The sequence below is a fragment of the Streptomyces rugosispiralis genome, from assembly GCF_024505145.1.
GTDB lineage: Bacteria > Actinomycetota > Actinomycetes > Streptomycetales > Streptomycetaceae > Streptomyces > Streptomyces rugosispiralis.
Genome location: NZ_JANIAA010000028.1, coordinates 21,284 through 41,827, shown reverse-complemented (window position 1 = coordinate 41,827; position 20,544 = coordinate 21,284). Strand labels below are relative to the sequence as shown.

The 20,544-nt window shown below is 72.4% G+C and carries 22 protein-coding genes; 9 read left to right on the top strand and 13 right to left on the bottom strand.

What is annotated here, in order from left to right:
• Positions 1–65 precede the first annotated feature (65 nt).
• Together NP777_RS31715 and NP777_RS31710 are read right to left on the bottom strand one after the other, a co-directional pair.
• Positions 66–824 carry a sulfite exporter TauE/SafE family protein gene (locus NP777_RS31715; RefSeq protein WP_256653606.1) on the bottom strand — a complete coding sequence of 253 codons (759 nt, stop codon included), beginning with the start codon at positions 822–824 and terminating at the stop codon, positions 66–68.
• Between the two features lie 135 nt (positions 825–959).
• Positions 960–1,715, bottom strand: coding sequence for a DUF4232 domain-containing protein (locus NP777_RS31710; protein WP_256653605.1), 756 nt, complete (start codon positions 1,713–1,715; stop codon positions 960–962).
• Positions 1,716–2,028: 313 nt separating this feature from the next.
• On the opposite strand from NP777_RS31710, the gene NP777_RS31705 reads away from it, so the two are divergent.
• Positions 2,029–4,326, top strand: coding sequence for a protein kinase domain-containing protein (locus NP777_RS31705; protein WP_256653604.1), 2,298 nt, complete (start codon positions 2,029–2,031; stop codon positions 4,324–4,326).
• A 24-nt stretch (positions 4,327–4,350) separates the two neighbouring features.
• Here NP777_RS31705 and NP777_RS31700 read toward each other — a convergent pair whose 3' ends face one another.
• Entirely contained in the window at positions 4,351–5,370 is a 1,020-nt protein-coding gene (locus NP777_RS31700) for a hemolysin family protein (protein WP_256653603.1), read from the bottom strand.
• On the bottom strand, positions 5,367–6,770 hold the full coding sequence (locus NP777_RS31695) for a hemolysin family protein (protein WP_256653602.1): 1,404 nt from the start codon (positions 6,768–6,770) through the stop codon (positions 5,367–5,369). The genes NP777_RS31700 and NP777_RS31695 overlap by 4 nt, the downstream gene beginning before the upstream one ends.
• A 311-nt stretch (positions 6,771–7,081) precedes the next feature.
• On the opposite strand from NP777_RS31695, the gene NP777_RS31690 reads away from it, so the two are divergent.
• From NP777_RS31690 to NP777_RS31680, 3 genes are all read left to right on the top strand, one after another.
• Positions 7,082–7,762: a hypothetical protein gene (locus NP777_RS31690; RefSeq protein ID WP_308405272.1), complete on the top strand. Its 681-nt coding sequence runs from the start codon at positions 7,082–7,084 to the stop codon at positions 7,760–7,762.
• A gap of 115 nt (positions 7,763–7,877) precedes the next feature.
• The gene (locus tag NP777_RS31685) at positions 7,878–8,129 is read left to right on the top strand and encodes a hypothetical protein (RefSeq protein WP_256653601.1); all 252 of its coding nucleotides are present in this window, start codon (positions 7,878–7,880) and stop codon (positions 8,127–8,129) included.
• 11 nt (positions 8,130–8,140) lie between these two features.
• Positions 8,141–9,277: an SPFH domain-containing protein gene (locus NP777_RS31680; RefSeq protein ID WP_256653600.1), complete on the top strand. Its 1,137-nt coding sequence runs from the start codon at positions 8,141–8,143 to the stop codon at positions 9,275–9,277.
• A gap of 74 nt (positions 9,278–9,351) precedes the next feature.
• Here the strand turns inward: NP777_RS31680 and NP777_RS31675 are convergent, their stop codons facing one another.
• The gene (locus NP777_RS31675; protein WP_256653599.1) at positions 9,352–10,368 is read right to left on the bottom strand and encodes a metallophosphoesterase; all 1,017 of its coding nucleotides are present in this window, start codon (positions 10,366–10,368) and stop codon (positions 9,352–9,354) included.
• 159 nt (positions 10,369–10,527) lie between these two features.
• On the opposite strand from NP777_RS31675, the gene NP777_RS31670 reads away from it, so the two are divergent.
• Positions 10,528–10,971: an NUDIX hydrolase gene (locus NP777_RS31670; RefSeq protein WP_256653598.1), complete on the top strand. Its 444-nt coding sequence runs from the start codon at positions 10,528–10,530 to the stop codon at positions 10,969–10,971.
• A gap of 74 nt (positions 10,972–11,045) precedes the next feature.
• On the opposite strand, the gene NP777_RS31665 is transcribed toward NP777_RS31670, so the two are convergent.
• A complete protein-coding gene (locus NP777_RS31665; protein ID WP_256653597.1) occupies positions 11,046–11,936 on the bottom strand; it encodes a LysR family transcriptional regulator in 891 nt (296 codons plus the stop codon).
• Positions 11,937–12,044: 108 nt separating this feature from the next.
• On the opposite strand from NP777_RS31665, the gene NP777_RS31660 reads away from it, so the two are divergent.
• Entirely contained in the window at positions 12,045–13,061 is a 1,017-nt protein-coding gene (locus NP777_RS31660; protein ID WP_256653596.1) for a PhzF family phenazine biosynthesis isomerase, read from the top strand.
• 16 nt (positions 13,062–13,077) lie between these two features.
• The gene (locus tag NP777_RS31655; protein WP_256653595.1) at positions 13,078–14,091 is read left to right on the top strand and encodes a zinc-dependent alcohol dehydrogenase family protein; all 1,014 of its coding nucleotides are present in this window, start codon (positions 13,078–13,080) and stop codon (positions 14,089–14,091) included.
• A 56-nt stretch (positions 14,092–14,147) separates the two neighbouring features.
• Here the strand turns inward: NP777_RS31655 and NP777_RS31650 are convergent, their stop codons facing one another.
• Genes NP777_RS31650 through NP777_RS31640 form a run of 3 tightly spaced genes read right to left on the bottom strand, consistent with a single transcriptional unit; the run spans position 14,148 to position 15,633 of the window.
• Positions 14,148–14,927 carry a hypothetical protein gene (locus tag NP777_RS31650; RefSeq protein WP_256653594.1) on the bottom strand — a complete coding sequence of 260 codons (780 nt, stop codon included), beginning with the start codon at positions 14,925–14,927 and terminating at the stop codon, positions 14,148–14,150.
• 50 nt (positions 14,928–14,977) lie between these two features.
• Entirely contained in the window at positions 14,978–15,202 is a 225-nt protein-coding gene (locus NP777_RS31645) for a hypothetical protein (protein ID WP_256653593.1), read from the bottom strand.
• The gene (locus NP777_RS31640) at positions 15,199–15,633 is read right to left on the bottom strand and encodes an ATP-binding protein (protein WP_256653592.1); all 435 of its coding nucleotides are present in this window, start codon (positions 15,631–15,633) and stop codon (positions 15,199–15,201) included. Before NP777_RS31640 ends, NP777_RS31645 begins: the two co-directional genes overlap by 4 nt.
• Here NP777_RS31640 and NP777_RS31635 point away from each other — a divergent pair.
• Both NP777_RS31635 and NP777_RS31630 read left to right on the top strand, forming a co-directional pair.
• Complete coding sequence (locus tag NP777_RS31635) at positions 15,632–16,189, top strand: DUF5753 domain-containing protein (RefSeq protein WP_256653591.1); 558 nt, start codon at positions 15,632–15,634, stop codon at positions 16,187–16,189. The two genes, NP777_RS31640 and NP777_RS31635, sit on opposite strands and share 2 nt — an antisense overlap.
• Before the next feature lie 11 nt (positions 16,190–16,200).
• The gene (locus tag NP777_RS31630; RefSeq protein WP_256653590.1) at positions 16,201–16,395 is read left to right on the top strand and encodes a DUF397 domain-containing protein; all 195 of its coding nucleotides are present in this window, start codon (positions 16,201–16,203) and stop codon (positions 16,393–16,395) included.
• A gap of 538 nt (positions 16,396–16,933) precedes the next feature.
• Here NP777_RS31630 and NP777_RS31625 read toward each other — a convergent pair.
• The 4 genes from NP777_RS31625 to modA all read right to left on the bottom strand — a co-directional run bounded on the left by NP777_RS31625 (position 16,934) and on the right by modA (position 20,427).
• Complete coding sequence (locus tag NP777_RS31625; protein WP_308405279.1) at positions 16,934–17,533, bottom strand: hypothetical protein; 600 nt, start codon at positions 17,531–17,533, stop codon at positions 16,934–16,936.
• A gap of 34 nt (positions 17,534–17,567) precedes the next feature.
• The gene (locus NP777_RS31620; RefSeq protein ID WP_256653589.1) at positions 17,568–18,668 is read right to left on the bottom strand and encodes an ABC transporter ATP-binding protein; all 1,101 of its coding nucleotides are present in this window, start codon (positions 18,666–18,668) and stop codon (positions 17,568–17,570) included.
• Positions 18,665–19,513 (bottom strand): ABC transporter permease, encoded by an 849-nt coding sequence (locus NP777_RS31615; protein WP_256653670.1) that lies wholly within the window; start codon positions 19,511–19,513, stop codon positions 18,665–18,667. Before NP777_RS31615 ends, NP777_RS31620 begins: the two co-directional genes overlap by 4 nt.
• A 71-nt stretch (positions 19,514–19,584) precedes the next feature.
• Entirely contained in the window at positions 19,585–20,427 is an 843-nt protein-coding gene (gene modA, locus NP777_RS31610; protein ID WP_256653588.1) for a molybdate ABC transporter substrate-binding protein, read from the bottom strand.
• Positions 20,428–20,544 lie beyond the last annotated feature (117 nt).

The window sequence follows — 20,544 nt, the reverse complement described above, 5'->3', positions numbered from 1 at the left end:
GATCACCATGCTGCCGGGGGCAGCGGATCGGTGCGATTACGTCCGGGGTAATGCCGTCGGCGGGGTCAGCGCCAGAGGGAGATGGCCAGGCCGAGGCCGCCCAGGGCTATGGCGATTCGGAGGGGGGTTTCGGGGAGGCGGCGGACGGCCAGGGGGCCCAGCCAGCTGCCCAGGAGGGCGCCCAGGCCGAGGGTGGCGGCGGCGGGCCAGTTGACCGGGGCTACGGCTACGTAGGCGACCGCGGCCGTTACGTTGGCCGCGCCGGTGGCGATGTTCTTGACGGCGTTGGTGACCGGGAGGGGTTCCGTGGCCGTCAGGGAGAGCACTGCCAGCATCAGGACGCCCGAGGCCGCGCCGAAGTAGCCGCCGTAGAGGCCGACCAGCAGGACCGCGCACGCCAGCGGGAGGGTGGGGCGGGCGGTGTGGGCCAGGGGGCGTGAGCGGGAGGCCATGAGCCGGCGGAGCGGGTCGCGGACCAGGATCAGTACCGAGCCGAGGGCGATCAGCCACGGTACGACGGCCTCGAAGGCGGAGGACGGGGTGGACAGCAGCAGGGCGGCCCCGACCGCGCCGCCCAGCGCCGCGATGGCGGCGAGGCGGAGGAGGCGGTCGCGTCGGCCGCGGAGTTCGGCGCGGGATCCGGCCGCGGTGCCGACGGTGTTGGAGAACAGCGCCACCGTGTTGGTCACATTCGCGGCCACCGGCGGCAGTCCCACCGCCAGCAGCGCCGGATAGCTGAACAGCGAGGCCAGCCCCGCGATCGAACCGGCGAGCCCGGAGGCCACACCGGCCGACACCAGCAGCACCGCGGAGCCGATGCCCATCCGTTCCCCACCCCTGTGCCTGTGCCCGGTGCGCCGCGTCGGCGGCGCCGCTTCATCCTCCAGGGCGGGCTGTCTTCTATGCAAGACAGTGTTCATGTAGATGAACAGTCGGGCACAGGGGTGCTTGTGCGCGTGTTACCAGGTCAGGGCGGTCTGCGCGTCCTTCTGCCAGTACGTGACCTTCGCCGCGCTGTCGACGTAGACCGAGCCGCCGGGCAGTTCGACCGGCTTGGGGTCCTCGTTGCCGTCGATGAAGACCTCGAGCGAGTCGACCTTGCCGCCCTCGACGCCCGAGCCGTCCGCCGCGGAGGTGGTGATGCCCGCGTAGGCGCTCTCGCCCGGGGCGAGCATGACCACGGCCTGCGGCTTGCTGTCCTCGTTCACCGGGGTGGCGGCCTGCGCGTCGGCGCCGAACTTCAGGCTCGGGTAGCCGACCAGCTTGCAGTCCACGCCGGCCTTGTTGGTCGCCTTGAGCAGCATGTGATTGATGGGGCTCTTGACGTTCTGGACGGTGATGGCCGTCTTGTTGATGTCGCAGTCGCCGACCGGGTCGGACTCGGAGCCGCCGCCGGAATTCTGGGTCTGCGACTTCGCGTCCTTGACACCGGCGGCGCCCTCCTTGCCGCCCTGGTTCTCCTTGCCGCCCTGGTTCTCCTTGCCGCCCTGGTTCTCCTTGCCCGGCTCGGCCTTGCCCGCCTCGGCCTTGCCCGCACCCTGTTCGTCCGCGCCGGACGCGGGGGCCGTGGCCGACGAGTTCGCCTTGCCCGCGTTGTCGGAGCCGCCGTCTCCGTCCCCGCTGCACGCCGCGGTCACGCTCAGCGCGGCGACGGCCACGATGGAGGCGGCGATCGTACGGACGGTGCGGCCGCGACGGTAGGCGGTGACGTTCATGGCGGGCTCCCCCAATGGGTCGGCGGTCCGGCCGGTGTTCCGCACCGGCCCTCGGTGTGGCTATGAGCTTTCCGTGGTCCGCTGGCGTATCACTGCCGTCCCGGCTCCGTTCCGCTAACGCGCGACTAACGGAACTTCCCTGTCCGCACCGCCCCGTTCGCCCCCGCGCGCGGCCGTGGCGCACATCACCGTTCCGCCACGTCCTGGACCGCATGGTCCGCCGGGGCCCCGGCCGACCTAATGTAGGTCTCCGGTAGGACCGTGTTCGAGACGCGAAAACAGCGCGGGAGAGGCGCGGGAGAGGGGATCGGCGATGCCGCTGGCCACCGGGGATCCGGAATCCATAGGCGGCTACGCCCTGCTCGACCGGCTCGGGGCGGGCGGCATGGGCGTCGTCTATCTCGGGCGCGCGGCCTCGGGGCGCCGGGTCGCGATCAAGCTGGTCCATGAGCAGTACGCGCAGGACGAGGAGTTCCGCACCCGCTTCCGGCAGGAGGTCGCGGCGGCGCGCCGGGTGAGCGGGGCGTTCACCGCCCCCGTCGTGGACGCCGATCCGGAGGCCGACCGGCCGTGGATGGCCACCCTGTACGTACCGGGCCGAACCCTCTCCGAGGTCGTCCGGAGGAACGGGCCCCTGAGCGGGCGGGAGTTGCGGACGCTCGGCCTCGGACTGGTCGAGGCGCTGCGCGACATCCACCGGGCCGGGGTGGTGCACCGGGATCTGAAACCGGCCAACATCCTGATGGCCGAGGACGGTCCGCGCGTCATCGACTTCGGCATCTCCCGCGCCGTCGACAGCCAGACGCTCACCGTCACCATCGGGCGGGTGCTCGGCACCCCGCCGTTCATGTCGCCGGAGCAGCTGCGCAGTCCGCGGGGGGTCACGGGGGCATCGGACGTCTTCTCGCTGGGCTCGCTGCTGGTGTACGCGGCGCGGGGCAGCAGTCCGTTCGAGTCGGACAGCCCCTATCTGTCGGGCTACCAGGTGATGTACGAGCAGCCGACCCTGGAGGGGGTCCCGGAACCGCTGCGGCCCATCGCCGAGCGCTGTCTGGCCAAGGATCCGGAGGCCCGGCCGGAACTGGACGAGCTGCATCGCCTGCTGCGCGGGCTGTCGGATTTCCCGGCGGCTTCCCCGGCGGCGGCCGATGGCTCCGCGACGGCGCACGGGCCCGGGACGGTCGGCAGCCCCGGGGCGGCCCCCGGCCCCGCCGCGTCCGCCCCTGGACGTCCTCCCGTCTCCCCGGCCGCGAGCCCAGCCCCGGCCCCGACCCCGGCCCACGCCCCGCAGCCCCCCGCCTCCCCGCCGGCCCCACCGCGGCGAGGCGCCCGGCGGCAGCTCGTCGTCACCACCGCCGGAGTGGCCCTGGCCGTCACCGGGCTCACCGTCGCCGCGGCGGTCTTCGCCCCGGACATGACGGACTCGTCGGGCGACGCGTCCGCCACCGCCGACGCCGCGCACTCCCAGCGGCCCGCCTCGCTCCCCAAGGGCTGGCAGCCGTGGCGGGCGGACCTGCGGGCCGAGACCGAGGGGCCGCCCCTCGTCTACAACGAGCCGGGATGTGCCCCGGAGGACGGCCGGACCCTGTACTGCGGCGGCAACGGGTTCACGGTCGCCAGGGTCGACGCCGCCACCGGCCACGTCCAGTGGCGGTGGGGCACCCGCCCCCAGCTGGCGCGGCCCATCGGGGTGCGGGACGGAATCGTCTACACCTACCGGGAGGCGGAGGGCGGCGAGCGGTACGTCGTGGCCCTGGACGTCGCCACCCGGAAGCAGCGGTGGGAGCGGAGCATCAGCGGCTCCGCCGACGTGCGCATGTTCCGCGGCGGGGTGCTGACGCTGTCGTCGGATGCCCGGGAGCTCGTCGCCTACGGGCCGTCGGGCGCCCGGCTGTGGCAGTCTCCGGCGCTCGAGGGGAAGTTCTGCGAGCCGACGACGCTGGACGGTGCGCCGTACGCCCTGTGCGCGCCCAACGACTCCAACGGCCTGGCCGCCGAGGGCCCGTACGACCTGCTGCGGCTCGACCCCTCCGACGGCACGCAGCGGAACCTCACCACCCTCCCGCGGAAGGCGCTGACCCTCGGCGCGGTCCAGGGCAAGCCGCTGTTCCTGGTCCCGCAGACCGCGAAGGAGGTGTACGACTCGGGGTACGAGCGCCCGTACAACGCCATGGTGCGGGTGGATACGCGCACCGGCGAGATCACGCGGATCCCGCTGCGGCGCCCCGTGCTCGGCAAGCCGACCCTGCTGGACGGCACCGTCTACTTCGTCCGTCCCAACGGAATGGTCACCGCGGTGGCGGCGGACAGCGGCCGCGAGCTGTGGCAGCGGTCGACGGAGACGGAGAGCCTGTCCGAGCCGGTGCTGTCCCGGCGGTACGGGCAGCTGTACTTCGCCAACCGCTTCGGCCGTCTGCTCGCGCTGAACGTGGCCGACGGCAAGGAGGCGTGGCGCACGGCCGCGCTGAACGACCCCGGGACCGCGGCGGAGGACGCGGAGCCGAGGGTGCTGCTCGTCAAGGACGCGATCGTGGCGACGGCCGGGGACACGGCGTTCTCCGTACGGCCGGACCGACCGTCGGTTCATCCGCCGGCCCGGCCGTCGGCCTGAGCCGCGCCGTGTGACGCCCCCCGGCTAGGCCGGGGTGGCCGGGCCCACCAGTTCGTCCAGGACGTCCGTCATCGTGACGAAGCCCAGGACCGCGCCGGTGTCGGCCGTCACGGCGGCCAGATGGGCCCCCGTGGCGCGCATGGTGGTGAGGGTGTCGTCCAGCGGGGTGTCGGCGCGCACACGGGGGACGGTGTGCACGGCGGTGGGCGGGAAGGGGCGGTCCCGGTCGGCGACGCCGAGGGTGTCCTTGATGTGCAGATAGCCCAGGATGGCGCCGCCGGGGCCGGTGACCGGGAGCCGGCCGTAGCCGGAGGCGGCCGCCGTGCGTTCCAGTTGGGCGGGGGTGACGCGGTGGTCGACGGTGACCATCTCGTCGAGGGGGACGAGGATGTCGCCGACCCGCCGGGTGCCCAGCTCCAGGGCGTCGCGCAGCCGCTCGCCACCGGACTTGTCCAGCAGCCCGGCGTCGCTGGAGTCCCGTACCAGCCGGATGAGTTCGTCGTCGGTGAAGACCGACTCGACCTCGTCCTTCGGCTCGACCTTCAGCAGCCGCAGCAGCGCGTTGGCGAACGCGTTGACGCCGAAGACCACGGGGCGCAGGAGGCGGGTGAGGGCCACCAGCGGCGGGCCGAGGAGAAGCGCGGTGCGCTCGGGCGCGGCGAGGGCGATGTTCTTGGGGACCATCTCGCCGATGAGCATGTGGAGATACGTGGCCGCCGTGAGCGCGATGACGAACGCGATCGGATGCACCAGGGCGGGCGGGACATGGACGGCGTCGAAACCGGGCTCCAGCAGATGGGCGATGGCCGGTTCGGCGACCGCGCCCAGCACGAGGGAGGAGATGGTGATGCCGAGCTGGGCGGTGGCCATCAGCGCGGACAGGTGCTCCAGCGCCCACAGCACACCGCGCGCCCGTTTCTCCCCCGCCTGCGCACGCGGTTCGATCTGGCTGCGGCGCACGGAGATCAGGGCGAATTCGGCGCCGACGAAGAAGGCGTTGGTGAGGAGGGTGAGGGCGCCGATGGCGAGTTGAACGACGGTCATCGGGCGGCCTCGGAGGACTCAGAGGTGTGGCCGGTCTCGGCGGCCTCGGGGGACCGGGGGGTGTGGCCGGTCTCGGCGGCCTCGGAGGACTGGGGGGTGTGGCCGGTCTCGGCGGCCTCCGTGATCCGTACGCGGTCGGCGCGGTGGTGGTCCACCTTCAGGACCGTGAGCTGCCAGCCGTCGTCCGTCTCAAAGGTGTCCCCGGCCGCCGGGATCCGCCCCAGGGCGGTGGCCAGCAGGCCCGAGACGGTTTCGTACGGGCCCTCGGGGGCGGTCAGGCCGATGCCGGTGAGTTCGTCCAGCCGTACGCCGCCGTCCGCCTCCCAGGCGCCGGGGCCGAGCGGCACCAGGCCCGGCGTCTCGTCGGTGTCGTGTTCGTCCCGGACGTCGCCGACGATCTCCTCGACGATGTCCTCCAGGGTGGCGATGCCCGCGGTGCCCCCGTACTCGTCGATGACGACGGCCATGGTGTGCGCGCGGCGCAGCCGGTCCAGCAGCCGGTCCACCGGGAGGCTGTCGGGCACCAGCAGCGGGGGCGTGGCCAGATCGGTGACGGGGGTGGTGGCGCGGCGGACGGCGTCCAGGGCGAGGACGTCGCGGATGTGCACGGTGCCGACCACCTCGTCCAGGGTGTCGCGGTAGACGGGGAAGCGGGACCGCCCGGTGGCCAGGGTGAGGTTGGCCGCGTCGGCGGCGGTGGCGTGGGCCTCCAGCGCCTGGACGTCCACACGCGGGGTCATCACGTTCTCGGCGGTCAGCTCGCCCAGGTGGAGCGTGCGGACGAACAGCTCGGCCGCGTCCTGCTCCAGCGCGCCCTCGGCGGCCGAGTGGCGGGCCAGCGCGACCAGCTCGTCCGGCGTACGGGCGGAGGCCAGTTCCTCGGCGGGCTCCAGGCCCATGCGGCGCACCAGGCGGTTGGCCGTGTTGTTGAGGTGGTGGATCAGCGGGGCGAAGGCGGCGGTGAAGGCGCGCTGCGGGGAGGCGACGGCCTTGGCCACGTGCAGCGGGCGGGAGATGGCCCAGTTCTTGGGCACCAGCTCCCCGGCGACCATCAGCACCACCGTGGAGACGGCCACGCCCAGCACCACGGCGGTCGTCGAGGCCGCGCCGTCGGGCAGGCCGATCGCGGTGAGCGGGGTTTCGAGGAGGGCGGCCAGCGAGGGCTCGGCGAGCATGCCGATCACCAGGGAGGTGACGGTGATGCCCAGCTGGGCCCCGGAGAGCTGGAACGTCAGCCGGCGCACGGCCGTGAGCGCGCTGTCGGCCCCGCGCTCACCGGCTTCGGCGGCGCGCTCCAGGGCACCGCGCTCGACGGTGGTGAGGGAGAACTCGGCGGCCACGAAGAGGGCGCAGGCGAGGGTGAGGGCCAGTGCGAGGAGAAGCAGCAGGATCTCGGTCACCGTGCCACTCCCGTCTGCCCTGTAAGGGGTGCTCCGCCTAGGGGCGGGCGGGGTGTGGCACGGGTGGTACTGGGAGGTTCGCCCATTGCGGGTCCGGTGCTCCTTACGTCGCTGGGAGAGTGCTGGGGGCGCTAGTAGGTCAAGTGTCCCCACAACCATAGTAAAGGGACGGTAAAGGTGCGCGCCCGCCAGGCCACCGCTGCGGCCCGCGCCCCAATCGGCTCCGCGTAACCTGCGGCTTTCCCGTGTCTGCTTGATTGGCCCCGGGGTTGCCTGTCGTCGGCACAGGTTTATCGGCAATACTTCCGGCCGTGGAGCAGAGCAATGGACCGATCATCCCGCCCATGCACACCGCCGGGACGGATCCGGGGTACATCCCCGGCCTGACGTCCCCGCGCCCTGCCGATGTGGAGGAGGACACCCCGGACAAGGCAGCGGCGGAGCGGCCGCCGGAGGAAGTCACCGCCGAGGACGAGCCGAAGCTCGACGAGGAAGAGCGCGTCGAGGCCGCGGCGGAGTCCGACGGCGAAGCCGACGCGTCGAAGGACGTCGTCGCGTCCGACGGGGAAGCGGACGACGGCGCGGAGGACGCGGACGGGGACGCGGACGCGGACCAGGACGAGGACGAGGACGGCGGGGTCGTCTTCGACGTGTCCGACCGGCGCGGCGCCATACGGGCCGGTCGCCGCGGAGTCGTATTCGAACTCGACGGCGAGAAGGCCGAGTTCGGGTGGGACGAGATCGGCGCGGTGGAGGTCGACACCCCGCGGTTCGGCAAGCGCTTCGGGATCACCGTCTATACGACCAACCGGCGCTGGTACACCGCCGATGTCGAGGCACCGGCCCGCAAGTTCCTCAAGGAATGGACGGCGGAGCTGGACGCGGTGCTCGACGCGTACTTCGAGGACTCGGAGAGCGGCGGGGCCGAGACCGAGACCGAGGCCAAGGACGCCGAGGGCAAGGCCGACGAAGCCAAGGACACCGCCTCGTAGCGGCCGTCCGCGCGGGTGGCGGTTCTCCCGATCCCCGCTGCGCACAACCGTATCCGGCGCCGGGAAAACGGTCTAACGTCGGATTTCAGCAGCGGAATGACGGGGGGCTGCCGCTATGACACCGGATGATCCTGTGATCGGTCGCACCGGGGTGCTGCTTCTGGGCACCCGTGGTGCCAGTGGTCCCGGCGAGGTCCTGGTGCGCGTCAGGGGTGGTTCGGAGACGTTCCTCGCCTGGTCCTCCGACCCGCTGCCGCAAGGCGCGTCCGTTCTCGTGATCGACTCTCGCGGCTCCCGCCAGGTCGATGTCATCGAGTGGGCCGATCCATTGGAGGCGTCGTCCGGCGGGGCCGGCGGCGCAGGCTGAGGAGACGAAGGATGTTCGGTTACCGCGTGCCCGCACCCGACCAGGCGATGCTGATCTCGGGTGGCAGGCGTGGACATGGGGGTGCGCCGTTTCGCGTGGTGACAGGGCACGGCAAGTTCGTGCTCCCGGTCTTCCGCAAGGTCCGCTTCCTGACACTGGCGATGTGTGAGGCCGAGGTCGCGGAGAAGTGCGTCAGCCGACAGGGCATCACGCTGACGGTGCGCGCGGTGATCGCGTTCAAGGTGGGCAATGACACCGAGTCCATCGTCAACGCGGGCCAGCGGTTCCTCTCCGACCAGGAGCAGATGGCGGTGCTGACCGGGCGGATCTTCGCGGGTCATCTGCGGGCCATCATCGGCTCGATGACGGTCGAGGAACTCATCACCGAGCGGCAGAAGCTGGCCACCGAGGTGCTGGACACCTCCAAGGCGGAGATGGCCAAGATCGGTCTGATCGTGGACTCGTTGCAGATCCAGTCGATCGACGACGGCGACACCGGCTATATCGACGCGATGTCCGCCCCGCACAAGGCCGCCATCCAGCGGCAGGCCCAGATCGCCCAGGCCAAGGCCAGCCAGGCGTCGGCCGAGGCGGAGCAGGAGGCGGCGCGCAACCAGGCCGAGTACGCGCGGCAGACGGCGGTGGTGCAGGCCCAGTACAACGCCGAGGTGGACCGCGCCCAGGCGCAGGCCGCCCAGGCCGGACCGCTGGCGGAGGCGCACGCACAGCAGGAAGTACTCTCCGCGCGCACGGAGTTGGCCCAGCGGGCGGCCGATCTGCGGCAGCAGCAGCTGGTGGCCGAGATCGTGAAACCGGCGGAGGCGGAGGCCGAGCGGATCCGGGTGGTGGCGCTGGCCGAGGCGGAGCGGATGAAGATCCAGGCCGAGGCGGCGGCCTCACACGGCCGGGTCGCGCTCGACCGCATGCTGATCGACCAACTGCCGCAGATCGTCAAGGAGGCCGCCTCCGGACTCTCCGGGGCGAACGTCAACGTCCTCAACGGGGCGGACGGGCTGGGCGAGATCGCGGCGAGCCTGGTCGGGCAGGGTCTGACCATCCTGGACGCGGTGCGGCGCAACATGAACGAGTCCGAGGGGAAGAAGCAGGACCGGCGTGGGCAGGAGGACGGCGTCGTGGACGTCCACTAGGGCCGCATGGCGGGGCCCGCCGGGGTGTGCGCACCGTCGGCGGGCCGTGCCCTCACGTTCGGGTTCAGGGGCGCTCAGGACGTGAACGGCACCCGGGTCCAGCTCAGCACCTGCTTGCTCCCCGGCTTCACCGTGACCTTCAGCCAGTTGTCGGCGTTGCTCGAACCGTCGACCGTCACCCGGGACAGGTTCGGGGCGGGATTCCCGACCCCGTAGAAGGACAGCCACTTCGAGCCGCCGTCCAGCGGCTTGTCACTGTTGTAGACGTGGCTGTCGCCGTTGAGCAGATACACCGGCCCGCGGAAGGCCGCGGACTCGTCGGCGATCGCCTTGACGATCGGCTGGAAGGCCGAATAGTCCGCGAAGGCGGGGTCCTTGACCGTCGGGTCGAACATGTCGGCCTGGGTGAGGAGGGTGACCGCCTTGTCGTGGTGGCGCCGGGCCGCGTCGAAGGTCTCGTGGATCAACCGCACGACGGCGGCCGTGCGCCCCTTGGCCTCGGCGGTCTGCTCCGGCGTGGGCGCGGTGTTGCCCGTCCACGGCGCCATGTCGTTGTTGCTGCCCACGATGTGCAGGGCGGCGAAGGACACGCCCGCCCGCCGGTAGCCAACGTTCTCGGGATAGCCCTGGGCCGCCTGCGAGGTCACCGGGACGCTGTTCTCACCGAGGGTCCGGCCGGGGTGCGGGAAGAAGACCTTCCGGATGGTGGCCAGGCGCTCCAGCGGGTTGTAGCCACCGTTGTTCGGGCGGTGGCAGTCCGTCCACTCGTTGTCGCCCACCGTGTAGACCAGCGGGTCCTCGAACCGGTCGAAGTCCGACTTGATCATCTTGAAGTACGCGTCGTCGCAGACGGACGAGCCGTCCTTGATGTCACCCAAGTGATCGACGAACCGCACATCGGGGTCGGCGTTGATCTGGTCGATGACCTTGGGGAAGTCGGCGATCTCGGCGCTGCCGTACGGAATGTCGCCGATCACCGCGAAGGTGTACCGGCCCTCGCCGGAGTCGGCGGCCGCCGGCCCGGCGCACAGGCCGAGCGAAACCGCGCTCAGGGCAACCGCGGTGCACGCGGCACGGTGCCACAGTCTCATCGTGTCCTCCTACTGATCTGCGGCCCGCCACTTTCCCGACCCGGCCTTAACAATCCGCCCGGCCGGAGGGAGCGAAACATGAACTCCTGCGCACACCCCGCTCCCACGCCCGCCACGTTGCTACGGTGAGGGCGCCAGCCAGCCGAGAGGGCCGAGAACGTGACCACTGACCGCCCCCAAGACCGCCCGCACACCGTGAGCGTCGCCGGCGTGATCGTGGACGAGCGCGGCCGGGCGCTGCTGATCAAGCGGCGCGACGGCAGCACCTGGGAACCGCCGGGCGGTGCGCTCGACCCCGATGCCGCCATCCCCGACGCCCTGCAGCGCGAGATCCTCGAGGAGACGGGCGTCAAGATCGCGCTCCCGGCCGCGCTCACCGGGGTCTACAAGGACATGAACGACCTCACCGTCTCCCTCGTCTTCCGCTGTGAGGCGCTCGACGGCACCCCCGCCACCGGCCCCCGCACCCGGGCCTGGCGCTGGGCCACCCGCGCCGAGGTCCCCGATCTCGCCGACGAGGCGTACGCCGTGCGCGTCCTGGACGCACTCGACACCGCCACCCCACCGGCGATCCGCGCCCACGACGGCGTCACGCTCGTCTGAGGCTCGTCCGGCAGTCGTCTGAGGCTCGTCCGAGGCCCGTGCGAGGCCCGTCTGAAGTTCGTCCGGCGTACGGCTCACGCCGCCAGCAGCCGCGTCAGCTCGTCCGCCACGGCCCGAGCCGCGGGGCTGGTCCAGCGGCGGCGGTGGCGGGTGAGCTGGACGGGGACCGGGGGGATGGCCGGGCCGTGGACCTCGGCGAGGTAGCCATCGGCAAGTTGCCGTTCCACCGTGGCGCGGGGGAGCAGCGTCAGGCCGAGGCCTGCGGCGACGCAGGCGCGGGCGGCCTCGATGCTGCCGAAGCGGGTGAGGCGCGGTGCCGGGCCGGGGAGGTCGAGGAGGGTGCGGACGAGGTGGTCGCTGTAGGAGCAGCCCTGTTCGTGGACGAAGAAGCTCTGTTCGGCCAGTTGGTCCCAGCCCGCCTCGCGTCCGGCCAGCGGATGGCCGGGGGCGGCGACGTAGACGAGGGGTTCGCGGGCGATGGGGCGGGCCACCAGGTCGGCGTCGGCCACGTCCGGTTCGAGGAGCAGGACGAGGTCGAGCCGTCCCGTACGCAGCCCCTCGACGGCCGCCGCGCTGCCCGCGGGGTGGAGGTGGAGGTCGATGCCGGGGTGGCTGCGGCGCAGCGAGGCGATCACTCGGGGGAGGTGCGAGGCGCACAGGGACTCGCCCGCGCCGAGGGCGACCGGGCCCTCCACCGCGCCGTCGCCGTTCCCGGCCGCCGCCACCGCGCGCAGCCGGGCCTCGGCGTCCAGGACCTCCTCGGCCTCCGTCAGCAATCGGCGACCGGCGCTGGTCGGCAGGGCGCCCGAGGGCAGCCGGTCGAAGAGACGGGTGCCCAGCTCCCGTTCCAGGGTGCGTATCTGGACGGTGACGGTGGACTGGGCGAGATGGAGCTCGGTGGCGGTCGCGGTGAAGCTGCCGGTTCTCGCCAGCGCCGCGAACGTCTTCAGGAGTCGTGTGTCCACGACGGTCAGGATAGAACGCCTCCGACCTGCTCTCATCGGGTTCCTCGATCGACTCGAGCGAAAGGAATCGTTGGACGCGATACCGGGGTCGGTGGAACCGTGGAGGCCATGACCGCACCCACCGGACCCACCGCGTCCACCACCACATCCACGACGCCCACCGCGTCCACCGCATCCACCCCGGATGTCGACGTGCTGCACTACTCCGCCTTCACCACCCGCCCCGACGGCGGCAACCCCGCCGGTGTGGTCCTCGACGCCTCGGCCGTCGCGGACGACGACGCGGCGATGACCGCCATCGCCGCGCGGGTCGGCTACTCGGAGACCGCGTTCATCACCGAGCGGGACGAGGCCGCGCGCCGCTACCGGCTGCGGTACTTCAGCCCGCTCGCCGAGGTCGCGTTCTGCGGACACGCCACCATCGCCACGGCCGTGGCCCTCGCCGAGCGCGACGGCCCGGGTGAGCTGGTCTTCGACACGGCCTCGGGCGAGATCCGCGTCGAGACCACGGCCGACGGCGACGGCCCGCCCCGCGCCACGCTCACCAGCGTTCCCACCCGCTCGCGCCCCGCCGACCCGGGTACGGAGCTCGAGCCGGCGCTGGCGGCGCTGGGGTGGTCCGCGGACGACCTGGACCCGGCCCTGCCCCCGCATGTCGCCTTCGCGGGCAATGACCACCTCGTCCTCGCCGCCGCCACCCGCGAGCGGCTGGCGGACCTCGACTACGACTTCGACGCGCTCGGGGCGGTGATGCGGCGGCGCGGCTGGACGACGGTGCATCTGGTGTGGTGCGAGACGGCGGAGGGCGCGGGGGACGGCTCCACCGAGAAGCTGGCCTTCCACGCCCGCGATCCGTTCCCCGTCGGCGGGGTGGTCGAGGACCCGGCCACCGGCGCCGCGGCCGCCGCCTTCGGCGGCTATCTGCGGGTACTCGGCCTGGCCGACGGGCCGACCAGGGTCCGTATCCGCCAGGGCGAGGACATGGGCCGCCCCAGCGACCTCCTGCTCGACGTCACGCCCGACGACCCCCGCTCGCGGGTCAGCGGCCAGGCCGTCCCGATCCCGCGGACCGGTCGGGGAACGGACCCGGAAGCCGGGCCATGCACGACCCCGCGGACCGCGTGAGAAGAGGAACGGTCTCATGAAGACGCGCTACTACCACCTGCCGCGCCTCACCGGCGTGGACGCCCTCCGGCTGGACGAGCGCGAGGTGCCCGCCCCCGGGCCGCGCGAGGTGCTGGTCCGGATGCGGGCCTGGTCGCTCAACTACCGGGATCTGATGATCGCGTCGGACGCGTACGGACGTGCTCTGAAACCCGATGTCGTACCGCTGTCCGACGGCGCGGGCGAGGTGGTGGACGCCGGTTCCGAGGTCACCCGGTGGCGGGAGGGCGACCGGGTCGCCGGGATCTTCATGCCCGGCTGGCTCTCCGGCCCGGCCGCCGCGCGGAAGACGGCGGGCGCGCTGGGCGGCCCGACGGACGGGGTGCTCGCGGAGTACGTCCTCTTCGACCAGGAGGCCCTGGTCGCCGCCCCCGCGCAGCTGGACTTCGCCGAGACCGCGACGCTGCCCTGCGCCGCCGTGACCGCTTGGCACGCGGTGGCCGTCTCCGGCGGACTCACCCCCGGCCAGACGGTGCTGACCCTGGGCAGCGGCGGAGTGTCGCTGTTCGCCCTCCAGTTCGCCACGCTCGGTGGGGCGAGGGTGCTCGCCACCTCCAGCGACGACGCCAAGCTGGAGCGACTGCGCGCCCTCGGCGCCATCGACGGCATCAACTACGCCCGCACCCCCGACTGGGGCCGCGTGGTGGCCGAGGCCACCGGCGGCGGGGTCGACCACGTCGTGGAGGTGGGCGGCGCGGGCACCCTGCCGCAGTCGCTGGAGGCGGTACGCGTCGGCGGGCGGATCAGCCTCATCGGCGTACTGTCCCGGGACGGCGGGGCCGACCCGTCCTCCGTACTGCGCAAGGGCGTCACGCTGCAGGGGATGTTCGTGGGCAGCCGCGAGATGTTCGAGCAGATGAACCGCGCGATCGAGCACCACCGCCTGCGCCCCGTCGTCGACCGCGCCTTCCCCTTCGCCGAGGCGCCCGCCGCGTACCGGTACTTCGCGGGGCGGGGGCACTTCGGGAAGGTGGTCATCACGGACGGGTGACGACACTCTCAAAAGCCGGGGTCACCGCTTCGTCTGCGCCGCCCCCGCGGAGTCGATCACGGCCTGGGCGAGAGCCCGTGCAGCTTGGCGATCAGCCGCCGCAGCAGGGCCACCCGGTCACTGCCGCGCGGCCGGCAGTCCTCCAGGCGCCGGACGACCCCCGGCGGCACGTCCTCGACCCCGACGGCGTCCACGACCTTGTCGAGCGCGTGGAGGCCCCAGTACTGGCTGAAGGCGAGCGGCTCCTTCACGACGGCGTCCGTGAGGGCCACCAGCGCGTCCGAGTCCGGCACCGCGTAGAGGCGCGCGTACGCGGCCAGGCGCAGACCGCCGTCGGGGGAGCCGAGCCAGCCGTTCAGCTCGGGGTCGGCGAGCCGCTGGGTGGCGCGCACCAGCCGGGCGAAGATGCCGTTCATGCGCTGCGTACGGGCGGACCCGCTGGACATCGACGTACGGACCTCGCGGTATTCGGCGGCCAGTCGGCGCACATCCGTGAGCGCCGTCGCGCCGTCGGCCTCGGGGCCGTCGTCGCCGCTCCCCACGAGGGCGGCGTCGGCGATCCGCTCGGCGGCCTCGATGCGCCGCTCGACCGCCTCCTTGAACTCCAGGCGGACCCCGCCCGGCAGTTCGATGCTGTTGAGCAGATCGCGCAGCCACGGCACGACGGCGACCACCAGGAGCGCCACGGTGACGTTGTCTATCTTCAGGCTCGGCGCCAGCACATGGGTGACGGCCACCGCGATGGCCACGCAGCTCACCACGGACGCGACGATGACCCGCCGCCGCCCGGCCCGCCCCGAATACCCCTCGCCCTCCCCGGGCTCCCCCTGCCTCATGTGCCCCAGCATGCCCCAACCGGGCCCGGCTCAGGCCGGATACCGACGCTCTACCCTCTCCGCTGTGATCGGGCCCGCTCGGCCTTCAGCAGGCGCTGGTAGTCGGTGAGTACGCGCAGCAGCGCGAAGCCGGTGCCGAGGGGGACGGTGCCGAGTTGCAGTTGCGGTTGGTGGGGGTCGCTGAGGTCGGCCCGGATGTCGGGGAGCCGTACAACGTGGGCGGCGAACTCGTCGCGGAGGATTGTGGCGACCCGCTCGGCGGGGGTGGGGTTCATGCGGTGCTTTTCGTGTGCGTGGGCGGGACGTTGAACTCGAACCACACCGCTTTGCCAGTGCCTTCGGCCGGTTCGTCGAGGGTCATGCCGCAGACATCGGAAAGGGCCGTGACCAGGAAGAGGCCACGCCCGTTGGTCTCATCGTTCGCCGCGCGGCGGGGCGAGGGGAGTTCGGGGCTGTCGTCGTGGACGGTCACCCGGACGCGGTCGTGCTGAATGGTGGCGGCCATCCGTACGTCGCCCTTGCCGTGCCGATGGACGTTGGTCACTAACTCCGACGTGCAGATCGCTGCCGCGTCGGCCAGTTGGGGAAGTCCTGAAGCCGCGAAGATCCCGCGCACGAAGTCGCGGCACAAGCGGGGTGAGGTGGGGAGGGCGGGGGCGGAGAGGGTGTAGCGGTACGGATGTTCCGGGTGTGCGGGTGCTCCCATGCGACGCCTCCGTGGCGCGTTCATCCCCGGGATCTTCCAGACGGAGGATTACATCCGCGCTATCTTCCGGGTCAGCGACGTGGTGACGGATCCCGTGGACATCGACAGGGCGGTCGAGTTCCGCATGCGACGCCAGGCAGCCCTCACCGCCGAAGAGCCGCCGGCGGTCCACGCCGTTATCCACGAGGCCGCGTTGCACATGCGGTTCGGCGGCTCGGCCGTGACGCGCAAGCAGTTACTGCGGCTCGTGGAACTGGCGGAAATGCCGCATGTGACGATCCAGGTCCTGCCCTTCACCGCAGACGGTGTTCCAGCGGTGAACACCCCCTTCAGCTTGATCGCTTCACACGGCGGGATTCTGGAAACGCTCCAGATGGACCACGCCGGCCAGTCCACACTCCTCCACGGCCCTGACTCGATCAACCAGTACCGAGCGCACTTCGACCGGCTCGGTTCAGTAGCCCTCCCGCCAGTGGACGGCAGCCCTTCTGCGGTGCGCGACGACGTGCGAGATTCGCTGGGCCTGATCCAACACCTCCGCTACAGCCATTACTAGGAAGCGCGGGCATGACTGACCTCAAGTGGCGCAAATCCTCCTTCAGCACGGACGTTGGCGCCAACTGCGTGGAACTTTCCACCACCCCCGACGGCATCCACATACGCGAGAGCGACGAGCCCGAGGCGGTGATCCGTACGACGCCCGCCGCGCTCGGCGTGTTCATACGCGCCATAAAGACTGGCCGCCTCGATCGCACCCTCTGAGCGCAGGCCGGATGCCAGGTGCGGGTATCGTCTCGCGCGCTTCGCGCGATTGAGCAGCGGGGCAGGGGGCGGGGGCGCAAGGCGCGTTGCCGGCCGCCGGGCCGGTGGGGGCCGACGCCGATCCGGAGCGCGGCCCGTCGGGACGGCCCCTCCGGGTACCCCCTCCGAAAACACTTGATCTGAAGCAACTACCTTGTCAAGGGTTTTCGGGAGAGGTACCCCCCTACGGCGTCGAGTGCGACGGTGGACCGTCCAGGCGCGGCTGATGGGTGGTCCAGCGTCGCAGTGGATACGGAGTCCGCCGGTCCGGCGACGGGCCTCGCCCCCCGGGCGCCGCTGCCGCCACCGGCGGTCACTCCCACCGGCCCGGCGGTCGGCGGTCGACCCACGCCCCCCGCCCCCTGCCCCGCTGCTCAATCGCGCGAAGCGCGCGAGACGGCGCCGCACCCGGCCCATGCACCGCACCCGGCCCATGCACCGCACCCGACCCATGCGGCACCCCCGGCGTACGCGGCCCGTCGGGCGAGCGGGACGGCCCTCAGCCGACGGGTAGGCGGTCACGCCCGGCGCGAAACCCCGTCCGGCCAGACGACGTCGACGGGTACGCCCGCCTCACGCGCCTGCCCCACCGCATCCGCCGTACCACCGCCCTTGCCGGAGGGCGGCCGCCCGTCCCACACCGCCATCCCCGGGGCACGCCGTCCCGCACCGTGTACGGGTACAGCTGCGCCAACTGTGCGCGCACGCGCCCGGAGAGCAGATCAGACGCGACCGCTACAGCGCGACGGGAGTAGTCGGCGGCGCTGCTGATGTCGCCGAGCAGGAACGCGCACTCAGCCAGTCCGATCCAGTCCAGAGCGTGGCCACGTCCAGCCTCCGGGCCGCGCCGGTCCAGGGCAGTACGGATGTGGTCGGCGGCTTGGTCGGCGTAGCGGCGCGGGTCTGCGCGGGCCATGTCCAGGAGCCTGCCGCCGGTGGCCCCGGCGAGTTCGGCATCGTCGAAGTAGCCGATCCAGTAGGGCTCGCCGTCGGGTCGTCCGGCGTCACTGAGCGCCTCGGCAACCTGTCCGGTCGCACGTCGGAAACCGGATGGCCGGTCCATGCACGCCAGGGCCCACGCCTCCCGTGTGTGGAGCATCGTCCGCAGCCTTGGGCCCGCTGTGCGGAGTTGCTCACGCCGGGTATGCGTGGGTCTGGGTTGCCTTGAGGGTGGCCCAGACAGTGCGGCCCGGGTGGAGGGACAGTTCGGCTACCGCCGCCGTCGTGAGGTCGGCCAGGAGGGGGAGTTCGCCGGTGAGGTCGACGCGGATCTGGTCGCCGTGGGACTCCAGGCCGGTCACCTCCAGCCGCCACAGGTTGCGGGCGCTGGAGTCGGGGCGGTCGCGGTGGAGGGTGACCGCGGCGGGTGGGAAGACGACGAAGGCGGGGCCGGTGAGGTCCTCGGTGGTGGTGATGGTGGTGCCGCCGTCGAGCGTCACGGTGTGGCCGTCGGCGCGGCCCTGGTAGAGGTTGAGGCCGACGAGGCTGGCGATGTAGTCGGTGCGAGGGCGGCGGGAGATGTCCGCCGAGGCGCCCTCCTGGACGATACGGCCGTCCTCGACCACCACGAGCCGGTCGGCCAGCACCATCGCGTCCAGCGGATCATGGGTGACCAGGACCGCCACCGCCTCGAAGTCGGCCAGATGGCGGCGGAGTCCGGCGCGTACGTCGAGACGGGTGCGGGCGTCCAGTGCGGCCAGTGGCTCGTCCAGCAGGAGCAGCCGGGGGCGGGTGGCCAGGGCGCGGGCGAGGGCGACGCGCTGGGCCTGGCCGCCGGAGAGGGCGCGGGGTTTGGCGCCCGCGCGGTCGGCCAGGCCCATCCGGTCCAGCCACTCGGCCGCCTGCGCGCGGGCCTCCGCCTTGGGCACCCCTTGGCAGCGCGGGCCGAACGCCACGTTGTCCAGCGCGGTGAGGTGCGGGAAGAGCAGATAGTCCTGGAAGACAACGCCGACCGGGCGGTGTTCGGGCGGCGTCCGCAGCCGGTGCGACGGCTCCTCCAGGGTCCGGCCGTCCAGCCGCAGCGCACCCTCGGTGAGCGGGGTGAGCCCGGCCAGGGCGCGCAGCGCGGTCGTCTTGCCCGCGCCGTTCGGCCCGAGCAGCGCGACCACCTCGCCGGGCGCGGCGGTCAGCCGCAGGTCGAGCCGGAAGCCGCCCCGGTCCACGACGAGCCGGGCGTCGAGGCCGTCGGTGCGCAGCGCGGCCTCCTCGGTGCGGGAGGTGTCCGTATTCGTCATGAGGCGGCCATCCAGCGGTCGCGCAGCCCGGCCAGGACCGCGATGGAGACGGCGAGAAGGACGAGGCTGAGCGCGATGGCGGCGGCCGGGTCGCTCTGCAGCGCGAGATAGACCGACAGCGGCATCGTCTGCGTACGGCCGGGGAAGTTGCCCGCGAAGGTGATCGTGGCGCCGAACTCGCCCAGCGCCCGCGCCCAGGCCAGCACCGCCCCGGCCGCCACGCCCGGCGCGACCATCGGCAGGGTGACGCGCCGGAACGCGGTGAAGCGCGAGGCGCCGAGGGTCGTGGCGGCCTCCTCGTAGCGCGGATCGGCGGCCCGCAGCGTGCCCTCGACGCTGATCACGAGGAACGGCATCGCCACGAACGCCTCCGCGACCACCACCCCCGCCGTGGTGAACGGCAGGGTCACGCCGAACGCCGAGTCCAGCCAGCGGCCCACGATCCCGTTACGGCCCAGCGCGAGCAGCAGCGCCACACCGCCGACCACCGGCGGCAGCACCAGCGGCAGGGTCACCAGGGCGCGCAGCAGCCGGCGGCCGGGGAAGTGGGCGCGGGCCAGCAGCCAGGCCAGGGGCACGCCCAGGACCAGCGCCACGGCGGTGGCGGCGGTCGCGGTGATCAGCGAGAGGCGCAGCGCCTGCCACACCGCGACGCTGGTCAGCTGGTCGGGCAGGCTCCGCCAGGGCGCGCGGACCAGCAGCGCGACCAGCGGAAGCACCAGGAAGACCAGGCCGGCGAGGGCGGGCAGCAGGAGCGGCAGCGGGACGCCCGCGCGGAGGCGGGGGGTACCGCCCGCGCGGAGGCGGGGGGTACCGGGGCGCCGTCGCCGTGTGCCGCTGCCCAGAACCTCCGGGGGGCCGGTTGCCCCCGCTGGCTCCGTCACGGTCTTCGGCTCCGCCCCGGCGTTCCGCTCCGTCACGGCTTGAGGAAACCGGCCTGGCCGAGCACCTTCTGGCCCTGTGCCGACTTCACCAGGTCGATGAAGGCCGTGGCCCCCTCCGCGTTCCGGGCGTTCTTCAGCGGGGCGATCGGATAGTCGTTGATGGCCTGCTTCGACTCGGGGAACTCCACGCCCGCGACCTTGCCGCCCGCCGCCTTCACATCCGTCTTGTAGACGACGGAGGCGTCCACCTCCTTCAACTGCACCTTGGTCAGCGCGCCCTTGACGTCCTGCTCGTACGAGACCGGGGTGAGCTTGAGCTTGGCCGCGGTCAGCGCCTTCTGCGCCGCCGAACCGCACGGCACCTCCTTGGCGCACAGCGCGACCTTCAGCCCGGAGTGGGTGAGGTCCTTGAGCGTCTTGATCTTCTTCGGGTTGCCCGGGAGGGTCGCGATCTCGAGCTGGTTGCGGACGAAGGTGGTCGGGGTGCCCTTCGCGTCCTTGGCGTCGGTGACGGTCTTCATGGTCTTCGGGCTCGCGGCGGCGAAGACATCGGCGGGCGCGCCGGAGGTGATGCTGGCCGCGAGGGCGTCGCTGCCACCGAAGTTGAAGGCGACCTTGGTGCCGGGGTGCTCCTTCTCGAACGTCTTGCCCAGCGCGGTGAAGCTCTCCTTCAGCGAGGCCGCCGCGAACACGGTCACCGTGCCGGACAGCTTCTCGGAGGAGGAACCAGAGGCGGACTTCTTGGCGGAGTCACCGGAGTCACCGGAGGAGCAGGCGGTGAGCGTCAGCGCGGCGAGCGCGAGACCGCCCACCACCTGGAGCGTCCAACGGGATCGGGATCGGGATCCGGAACCGGATACGGAACGGGTCGTCATGGGGTCTGTCTCTCCCTCTCTGCGACTACTGCGGCTGCTGCCGGCTGCTGCGGCTCCCGCGGCTGCCGCCTGTGCCGCCTGTGCCGCCTCTGCCACTGGGTCTGCCGCTGCCTGTGT

Excerpts from the sequence above, each read along its gene's own strand:
- NP777_RS31710 (WP_256653605.1), bottom strand. The coding sequence starts at position 1,715 with ATGAACGTCACCGCCTACCGTCGCGGCCGCACCGTCCGTACGATCGCC.
- NP777_RS31625 (WP_308405279.1), bottom strand. The coding sequence starts at position 17,533 with ATGCTCCACACACGGGAGGCGTGGGCCCTGGCGTGCATGGACCGGCCA.
- NP777_RS31620 (WP_256653589.1), bottom strand. The coding sequence starts at position 18,668 with ATGACGAATACGGACACCTCCCGCACCGAGGAGGCCGCGCTGCGCACC.
- NP777_RS31685 (WP_256653601.1), top strand. The coding sequence starts at position 7,878 with ATGACACCGGATGATCCTGTGATCGGTCGCACCGGGGTGCTGCTTCTG.
- NP777_RS31635 (WP_256653591.1), top strand. The coding sequence starts at position 15,632 with ATGCGACGCCTCCGTGGCGCGTTCATCCCCGGGATCTTCCAGACGGAG.
- NP777_RS31645 (WP_256653593.1), bottom strand. The coding sequence starts at position 15,202 with ATGAACCCCACCCCCGCCGAGCGGGTCGCCACAATCCTCCGCGACGAG.
- NP777_RS31650 (WP_256653594.1), bottom strand. The coding sequence starts at position 14,927 with ATGAGGCAGGGGGAGCCCGGGGAGGGCGAGGGGTATTCGGGGCGGGCC.
- NP777_RS31675 (WP_256653599.1), bottom strand. The coding sequence starts at position 10,368 with ATGAGACTGTGGCACCGTGCCGCGTGCACCGCGGTTGCCCTGAGCGCG.
- NP777_RS31680 (WP_256653600.1), top strand. The coding sequence starts at position 8,141 with ATGTTCGGTTACCGCGTGCCCGCACCCGACCAGGCGATGCTGATCTCG.
- NP777_RS31715 (WP_256653606.1), bottom strand. The coding sequence starts at position 824 with ATGGGCATCGGCTCCGCGGTGCTGCTGGTGTCGGCCGGTGTGGCCTCC.
- modA (WP_256653588.1), bottom strand. The coding sequence starts at position 20,427 with ATGACGACCCGTTCCGTATCCGGTTCCGGATCCCGATCCCGATCCCGT.
- NP777_RS31655 (WP_256653595.1), top strand. The coding sequence starts at position 13,078 with ATGAAGACGCGCTACTACCACCTGCCGCGCCTCACCGGCGTGGACGCC.
- NP777_RS31640 (WP_256653592.1), bottom strand. The coding sequence starts at position 15,633 with ATGGGAGCACCCGCACACCCGGAACATCCGTACCGCTACACCCTCTCC.
- NP777_RS31700 (WP_256653603.1), bottom strand. The coding sequence starts at position 5,370 with ATGACCGTCGTTCAACTCGCCATCGGCGCCCTCACCCTCCTCACCAAC.
- NP777_RS31630 (WP_256653590.1), top strand. The coding sequence starts at position 16,201 with ATGACTGACCTCAAGTGGCGCAAATCCTCCTTCAGCACGGACGTTGGC.
- NP777_RS31705 (WP_256653604.1), top strand. The coding sequence starts at position 2,029 with ATGCCGCTGGCCACCGGGGATCCGGAATCCATAGGCGGCTACGCCCTG.
- NP777_RS31660 (WP_256653596.1), top strand. The coding sequence starts at position 12,045 with ATGACCGCACCCACCGGACCCACCGCGTCCACCACCACATCCACGACG.